At 40.8% G+C, this 7,749-nt stretch carries 7 protein-coding genes; 2 read left to right on the top strand and 5 right to left on the bottom strand.

Features of this window, described 5'->3' with window-relative positions; genetic code table 11:
* Positions 1–198: 198 nt before the first annotated feature.
* Together PSE83_RS12855 and mdtD are read left to right on the top strand one after the other, a co-directional pair.
* Positions 199–897, top strand: a complete 699-nt coding sequence (locus tag PSE83_RS12855) for a FadR/GntR family transcriptional regulator (protein WP_096863685.1) — start codon at positions 199–201, stop codon at positions 895–897.
* Between the two features lie 47 nt (positions 898–944).
* Entirely contained in the window at positions 945–2,348 is a 1,404-nt protein-coding gene (gene mdtD / locus PSE83_RS12850) for a multidrug transporter subunit MdtD (protein ID WP_004906350.1), read from the top strand.
* Here mdtD and rbsR read toward each other — a convergent pair.
* The 5 genes from rbsR to rbsA form a co-directional block, all read right to left on the bottom strand.
* Positions 2,345–3,346: a ribose operon transcriptional repressor RbsR gene (gene rbsR / locus PSE83_RS12845; RefSeq protein ID WP_164564183.1), complete on the bottom strand. Its 1,002-nt coding sequence runs from the start codon at positions 3,344–3,346 to the stop codon at positions 2,345–2,347. The genes mdtD and rbsR overlap by 4 nt on opposite strands.
* 3 nt (positions 3,347–3,349) lie before the next feature.
* Complete coding sequence (gene rbsK, locus PSE83_RS12840; protein WP_004906346.1) at positions 3,350–4,279, bottom strand: ribokinase; 930 nt, start codon at positions 4,277–4,279, stop codon at positions 3,350–3,352.
* An 80-nt stretch (positions 4,280–4,359) separates the two neighbouring features.
* The gene (rbsB, locus tag PSE83_RS12835) at positions 4,360–5,250 is read right to left on the bottom strand and encodes a ribose ABC transporter substrate-binding protein RbsB (RefSeq protein ID WP_164564181.1); all 891 of its coding nucleotides are present in this window, start codon (positions 5,248–5,250) and stop codon (positions 4,360–4,362) included.
* Between the two features lie 18 nt (positions 5,251–5,268).
* Entirely contained in the window at positions 5,269–6,231 is a 963-nt protein-coding gene (gene rbsC, locus PSE83_RS12830; RefSeq protein ID WP_004906340.1) for a ribose ABC transporter permease, read from the bottom strand.
* Positions 6,228–7,742 carry a ribose ABC transporter ATP-binding protein RbsA gene (gene rbsA / locus PSE83_RS12825; protein ID WP_096863684.1) on the bottom strand — a complete coding sequence of 505 codons (1,515 nt, stop codon included), beginning with the start codon at positions 7,740–7,742 and terminating at the stop codon, positions 6,228–6,230. The genes rbsC and rbsA overlap by 4 nt, the downstream gene beginning before the upstream one ends.
* Between the last annotated feature and the right edge of the window lie 7 nt (positions 7,743–7,749).

Genomic DNA, 7,749 nt, shown 5'->3' with positions numbered 1-7,749 from the left:
GTCATGACAACGGATGCGCATTATAGGGAGTCGAAAAATTCTCGCAAGTGTTTTTTTGAGTTTTTATCTTGTTCGTGTTTTTTTTAGCCAAAAACATATTTATAAGTTAAATTAGGTCTATATGTTGACTATTTAAGCAGCAATCACACATCTACTCACGTAATATATGCATCTAAGAATTATGCTTTGAGATGAATTATGGAATTAAGTAAGCAACAAACAGCCTCACAAAAAAATCGCTCTTATATTATTGCAGAAAATCTTGGCCAGTTGATTTTAACCAGCGCCTATTTACCTGATTCCATTTTACCCAGCGAATTAGAATTATCAGAACAATTCCAAGCAAGTCGAACAGCAATAAGAGAAGCAATAAAAATATTAGCTGCAAAAGGTATGGTATTAGCTCGCCCCAAAATAGGTACCCGGGTTATGCCTCCCTCAAATTGGAATTTTTTAGACCAAGATCTTTTAACATGGTGGTCCAATATCGAAGAGCAATCTGTCGTGATGGAACACTTTAAAATGGTTAGACTAGCGATAGAACCTCAAGCTTGTTATCTTGCAGCTATACATGCAACAAAAGAACAAAAGCAATCATTACAACTGTTAGCAAGTGAAATGCAATTACTAGCCAAAGAATTTGACAGGGCGCATTGGGTGAAAGTTGATTATCATTTCCATTTAACTATTTACAAAGCTTGTGCCAATCCTTTCTTAATTTCTTTTGCTAATTTATTCCGTTCTATTTATCTGCGTTACTTTGATGTCATTACTAATAATGAGGTTATAGAGGTCGAAATTCATCAACAACTTGCCAATGCAATTATTCATGGTAAAAGTACAGTAGCACTCGACCTTTGCTATAACTTACTAACGATTACCCAAAAGCAAGACTAACAAAACAATATTCCATTAAAGCTTTCATTTATTTGTATAGGTAACTGATGTTCAAAACAGCGAAAAATATGTCTGGCCTTCCATGGATTGCGGCAATGGCCTTTTTCATGCAAGCGCTTGATGCCACAATTTTGAATACGGCTTTACCTGATATTGCAAGAAGCCTCGATCACTCGCCGCTTGCGATGCAATCAGCCGTAGTCAGTTATACGCTTACTGTTGCTCTATTGATTCCTGTTAGCGGCTGGTTTGCAGATAGATTTGGTACAAGACGTATATTTATTTTAGCGGTTTCTTTATTTTCTCTTGGTTCATTACTTTGTGCCCTTTCGCCTTCCTTAAATTTCTTAGTGACCTCTAGGGTTATTCAAGGAATTGGTGGGGCAATGATGATGCCAGTCGCCCGCTTAGCCTTAATAAGGGCTTACCCTCGAAGTGAGTTATTACCTATCTTAAATTTCGTCACCATCCCTGGTTTAGTTGGGCCAATATTGGGGCCTCTATTAGGTGGTATCTTAGTAACCTATGCAACTTGGCATTGGATATTTATTATTAATATTCCTATTGGTGTTTTAGGTATTTTTTATGCCTTAAAACATATGCCTGACTTTAAAATGCCAAAACGTAAATTTGATACTTTAGGGTTCTTATTGTTTGGTTCCGGCTTAGTCATGCTATCTGTCAGCTTAGACTTATTCAGTGATAAATCTCTTTCAACATCGATTCCAGTCACTATTGTCTTAGTCGGCTTTCTCTTCTTATTTGTTTATATTTTCCATGCAAGACGCACTAAGCACGCAATAATCCCATTGAATTTATTTAAAACGCGTACATTTTCTATTGGGATCAGCGGTAATATCGCGACACGCTTAGGAACAGGCAGTATTCCATTTTTAATGCCATTAATGTTGCAGGTGGGTTTTGGTTACGAAGCCGTTGTGGCAGGAATGATGATGGCACCACTAGCAATAGGGTCAATCACTGCTAAATCGGGAGTTACTCGGGTCCTAACTAAGTATGGCTACCGTAATACATTATTTGTTATCACCATTATTATTGGATTAATGATTGCACAGTTTTCCTTACAATCACCAAGTATGTCGATTTACCTGTTAATCGTACCTTTATTCATTTTAGGAATGGTGATGTCAGTGCAGTTCACCGCAATGAATACTATTTGTTTGGCTGATTTAACAGACAATAATGCGAGTGCGGGAAATAGTATGTTAGCGGTGACTCAGCAACTATCGATAAGCTTCGGTATTGCAGTCAGTGCTGCAATCTTAAACTTCTATGGTGGACAACCTAATAGCAATACGGTCGATAATTTTCACTACACTTTTATTACCGTTGGTGTCATTACGCTTATCTCAGCTTTTGTCTTCTTATTATTAAGTAAGACAGATGGTGATAATTTAATAAAAAACAAAACCAAAAAAGCGAAGAATTAATATTTTTTAACCGATTGGCGCTCAATTAGCTCAGGGGTAAGAACCAAAACGCTCGCCTTTGCCTCTGGGTTATCCATACGATAAATAAGTTGGTCAACAGCCTGTTGGCCTAACTTATCTTTTGGCTGATGAATTGTTGTTAGTGGTGGGATCATATAAGGTGAAAGATCGATATCATCATAACCAATAATTGAAATATCATCAGGTACTTTCAAGCCCTTTTGGTATATCGCTTGATAAGCTCCCACCGCCATCGCATCATTACCGGCAAAAATAGCCTCGGGAGGGACAGGTAAGCTAAGCAGTTTATTCATAGACTCAAACCCACCAGCAAATTCAAAATCACTGAAAATGATATAATCATCATAAATATTAATGCCGCCATCTGTCATGGCTTGAATAAAACCTTGATGGCGTGCCCTTGCTGGTGATTTGTCTTGTGGTCCTGCAATACATGCAATACGGGTAAAGCCAGATTCAATAAGGTAACGAGTGGCTATTTCCCCACCCAGAAAAGAGTTATCTTGAATGATATCGCCATCTGATTCGAATGGTGACCAGTCCATCATAACCGTTGGCACAGCGGGGTAACGAGCCAAAACATTTTTTGATGGCCCTTGAACTTCTGTGCACATAATCAATAGCCCATCAACACGCTTTTGTAGCAACGTTTCTAAACTATGATTCATCCGCTGAAGGTCACCTTCAGTGTTGCACAAAATCAAACTATAACCGCGTTCGTAGCAACTCCGCTCTACCCCCCGCACTACTTCTGCGTAGAATGGGTTATTACTTGTTGTCAGTAACATCCCAATCGTATTAGTACGATTCATTTTTAAACTACGCGCTAACGCAGAAGGGGCATAGTTTAACTCTTCAATCGCATTTTTAACGCGAGTGGTAATGCTCTCGCTGACATAGCGATTTTGATTAATAACGTGAGAGACGGTGGATGTCGACACCCCCGCAAGGCGTGCCACATCTTTCATTGTTGCCACAAGTTAATCCTGTTGAGTCAAAAACTGGTCAATTTCTTTACGCCATGGAACAGACGGTTGAGCTCCTGGGCGAGTCACAGCTATCGCCGCCGCCGCATGAGCAAAAATAATCGCTTCTTCGTCAGCCTTACCTTCAAGCAGTGCAGTAACGTAAGCCCCATTGAATGTATCACCTGCGGCAATAGTATCCACTGCTTTTACGCGAAATGCAGAAATTATTTTACCTTCTGCACCTTTTTCACTATACCAAACACCTCGAGAACCAAGTGTTATCATCACTTTACTAATACCTTTTTGATGTAAGGCTTCAGCTGCATCCTGAGCACCTTGATTATCATTAACCGCAATACCTGTTAAGTGTTCAGCTTCTGTTTCATTTGGTGTGATGATATCAACTAATGATAATAATGAATCAGGTAATGATTGAGCAGGTGCAGGGTTCAAAATGACTTTCGTATTGTTTTTCTTAGCTATTTCAGCGGCCATTTGTACTGTTTCAATGGGGGATTCCAGTTGCATCAATACCGCATCCGCTTCCACAATTTTTTGCTGATAATGAGCTAACCTTGCCTTGGTTAGTTGCGCATTTGCACCTGCATTGATGCCAATTGTATTTTCCCCTTGTTGATTCACATAAATGAGGGCGACACCTGTCGTTTCACCTTCAATTGCATCAATACATTCAGTTTTAATATTATCGAGAGATAACTGTTTTTTTATACTCACACCAATATCGTCATCACCAACACAAGCAATAAACGTTATGTCAGCACCACTGCGACCTGCTGCAACAGCTTGGTTGGCGCCTTTCCCGCCAAATGCAACTTGGTAATGATCGCCTCTAACGGTTTCACCCGGCTGAGGGAAATGCTTAACATTTAATATATGATCCGCATTGATACTACCGAGAACCACCAGTTTTGCTGTACCCATAACGTTTATTTCCTTTTTTGATGACCCAATGAATTGCAAACTAAAATAAACCGCCGCAGTATGCCGCGGCGGTTTTTATCTTATTGTTTTACCACTAATTCTAATTCAACCGGAACCGTTGAATCCACTTTTTCGCCTTTTAAGACTTTATCTGCAATCTGAACACCAACAATCCCAATTTGGTCTGGACGCTGTGCAATAGTTGCACCTAATTTTCCACCTTCAACAGCTTTGATACCATCATTTGTTCCATCAAAACCGACAACCAGAACATCAGTACGGCCTGCGGTTTGTAAAGCTCTTAATGCCCCTAATGCCATTTCATCATTTTGAGCAAATACCGCTTGAACAGCGGGATGTGCCGTTAACAAGTTTTGCATTACGTTCAAGCCTTTTGTTCTATCGAAATCAGCAGGTTGGCTCGCCAGTAAATTGAATTTGTGCTCTTTTGCTCCAGTACTAAAACCTTCACCGCGCTCACGCGCTGCTGATGTACCTGAAATACCTTCTAATTGAATCACTTTCGCTTCATTGCCTGTTTTTTGTGCAATATAGTCGGCAGCCATTTTCCCGCCCATGCGGTTATCTGATGCCACATGGCTGACAACTTCACCTTTGTTAGCTGCTCTATCCAAAGTGATGACAGGTATATTTGCTTTATTAGCCATTAATATTGAGTTACCCACCGCATCTGAATCCGTTGGGTTAATTAACATTAATTTTGTACCACGAACGGTTAAATCTTGAACGTTGGCTAATTCTTTAGCTGGATTATCTTGGGAATCTAAAACAATCAGCTCATAACCCAATTTATCCGCTTCTTTTTGTGCGCTATCTTTCATCGTCACAAAGAACGGGTTATTCAATGTAGAAATTATGAGTGCAATGCTATCTTTCGCCATCGCATTGACACTAACGGTTGCACTCAGTGCAACTGCAGATAATAACGTTGCTAGTTTGTTCAGTTTCATAATAATTTTCCTGTAGGGTTACTTTTTATTATCAACAAGTACAGCGAGTAAGATGACGACAGCTTTAACAATCATCTGGTAGTTTGACGAAATACCTAATAAGTTTAATCCATTGTTTAAGAAACCAAGGATAAGCGCACCAATCAATGTTCCGACGATACGCCCCTTACCACCAGCAAGGCTGGTACCACCCAGTACAACCGCAGCGATAGCATCAAGTTCATACCCATTACCTGCCATTGGCTGAGCTGATGATAAACGTGCAACTTCAATGACACTCGCCAATGCCGCTAGCAGTCCACATAAGGCATAAACCACTATTTTAATGCGGTCGACATTAATACCAGAAAGACGGGTAGCCGCTTCATTCCCACCAAGTGCGTAGATGTAACGACCAAGGCGAGTATGGTGCAACATATACCATGCCGCAGCAAAAACGATGATCATTAACCAGACTGGGGTAGGAATACCAAATGGGCGGCCAATACCAAACCAACCAAATAAGTCTGCGTTATCACTAAATCCTGTATTGATAGGGCTGCCGTCTGTGTAAACTCGTGTCACACCACGCAGTAGTAGCATCATGACTAAAGTCGCAATGAAAGCTTGGACTTTTCCTTTTGCAACAATCACTCCTGTACATGCACCGATAGCAGCACCAAGTGCTAGTGCTCCCGCAACAGCCACTAATGCGTTAACTTCCGCTCCAACCATTGAGGCCGCAACCGCTCCCGTTAAGGCCAATAAGGACCCAACAGAAAGGTCGATTCCTGACGTTAAGATAACTAATGTCATCCCAACCGCCATAATGGCGTTGACGGAGGTTTGTTGTAAGATATTGAATAGGTTATTAACCGTAAAAAAATTCGGGCTTAATGTTGATACGATTGCAATCAAAACTAATAGTGCGATTAATGATTTTTGCTCCATCAGCCATGCTTTGCTGAACCAGCGTTTTGATGATGCGGTAGTTGAACTCATACTGATAACTCCTGAACTGAGCCATAATTTTTACCCACTGCGGCAGCCATTAAGGCTTCCTGAGTCGCGTCTTTGGCTGAAAATTCGCCGCTGATATGACCTTCGTGCATCACCAAAATGCGGTCACTCATTCCTATTACTTCAGGCATTTCTGAAGAAACTAAAATGATACTCAGCCCTTCTTTTTTAAACTGGTTAATTAGTTGATAGATTTCTTTTTTAGCACCAACGTCTACACCACGAGTTGGCTCATCGAGGATCAGTACTTTTGGTCTTGTCATCAAACCGCGCGCAATGGCCACTTTTTGCTGGTTTCCACCAGAAAGATTACCAATTATTTGGTCCATAGACGGGGTTTTAATATTGAATAATCGTATGAAATCGCTAACGGTTTGCTGCTCTTCACCATGCTTGAGGCTTCCCCCCGCACGACTGAAATAACGTAATGCCGTCAATGACATATTTTCTTTCACTGACATGCCTAATACTAATCCATCACGTTTACGGTCTTCTGAAATATAAACAATGCCACTGTTTAAGCCATCTTGTGGTGTTTTCAGTGTTACGGGTTTGCCTTCCAGTTTTATCGTGCCTGATTTTTTTGTCGCCGCGCCGTAGATGATTTTCATCAACTCTGTACGCCCCGCGCCCATCAAACCAGATACACCTAAAATTTCCCCACTCTTCAGGGTGAAATTGGCATTTGTTACACCTGGTCCAGATACATCTTCAAGCTGCAGCCTAATTTTTCCAGTTTCTACCTCAACCCTTGGATATTGGTCTTCAAGTTTACGACCAACCATCATTTCAATGAGTTTTTCTTCTTCTAATTCACTCACGGGTTTCTCACCAATAAACTGGCCATCGCGAAACACCGTTACATCGTCGCAAATTTCAAAAATTTCTTTTAAACGATGAGAAATATAAACAATGCCACAGCCTTGAGCTTTTAAGTCTTCGATAACTCTAAATAAGGATTCTGTTTCCGTGTCCGTTAGCGCATCAGTGGGTTCATCCATGATAATCACTTGTGATTGGAAGCTAAGGACTTTGGCGATTTCCACCATTTGTTGTTCGCCAATAGAAAGCTCTGCAATAGTTTGATGGCTATCATAATCAAGGTTAAGCCGTTTAAGCAGTTTGTCAGACTCACTGAACATTTTTTTCCAGTTAATTTTGCCAAATGCATTAACATACTCTCGGCCTAGAAAAATATTTTCAGCGATGGTTAATTCAGGGATCAGGTTGAGTTCTTGGTGGATAATCCCAATACCCGCCTCTTGGGAACTTTTGGGCCCATTGAACGCCACCTCTTTGCCTAAATAGCGGATTTGCCCGGCATCTTTTTTATAAATACCTGTCAGCACTTTCATCATGGTTGATTTGCCAGCCCCATTTTCCCCCACCAGCGCCATGACTTTCCCTGGATAGACATTCAATGTCGCACCACTGAGGGCTTTTACCCCTGGAAATGATTTATCAATCCCGATAAGTTCTAATAAAGGTTGCATAGTCACC

The organism is Providencia sp. PROV150 (genome assembly GCF_028481025.1).
Classification (GTDB): domain Bacteria; phylum Pseudomonadota; class Gammaproteobacteria; order Enterobacterales; family Enterobacteriaceae; genus Providencia; species Providencia hangzhouensis.
This window is presented reverse-complemented; position numbering and strand designations above follow the sequence as displayed.

Coding starts and splice junctions, on each gene's coding strand:
- rbsK (WP_004906346.1), bottom strand. CDS start 4,279: ATGGGTACAGCAAAACTGGTGGTTCTCGGTAGTATCAATGCGGATCAT.
- PSE83_RS12855 (WP_096863685.1), top strand. CDS start 199: ATGGAATTAAGTAAGCAACAAACAGCCTCACAAAAAAATCGCTCTTAT.
- rbsA (WP_096863684.1), bottom strand. CDS start 7,742: ATGCAACCTTTATTAGAACTTATCGGGATTGATAAATCATTTCCAGGG.
- rbsB (WP_164564181.1), bottom strand. CDS start 5,250: ATGAAACTGAACAAACTAGCAACGTTATTATCTGCAGTTGCACTGAGT.
- rbsC (WP_004906340.1), bottom strand. CDS start 6,231: ATGAGTTCAACTACCGCATCATCAAAACGCTGGTTCAGCAAAGCATGG.
- mdtD (WP_004906350.1), top strand. CDS start 945: ATGTTCAAAACAGCGAAAAATATGTCTGGCCTTCCATGGATTGCGGCA.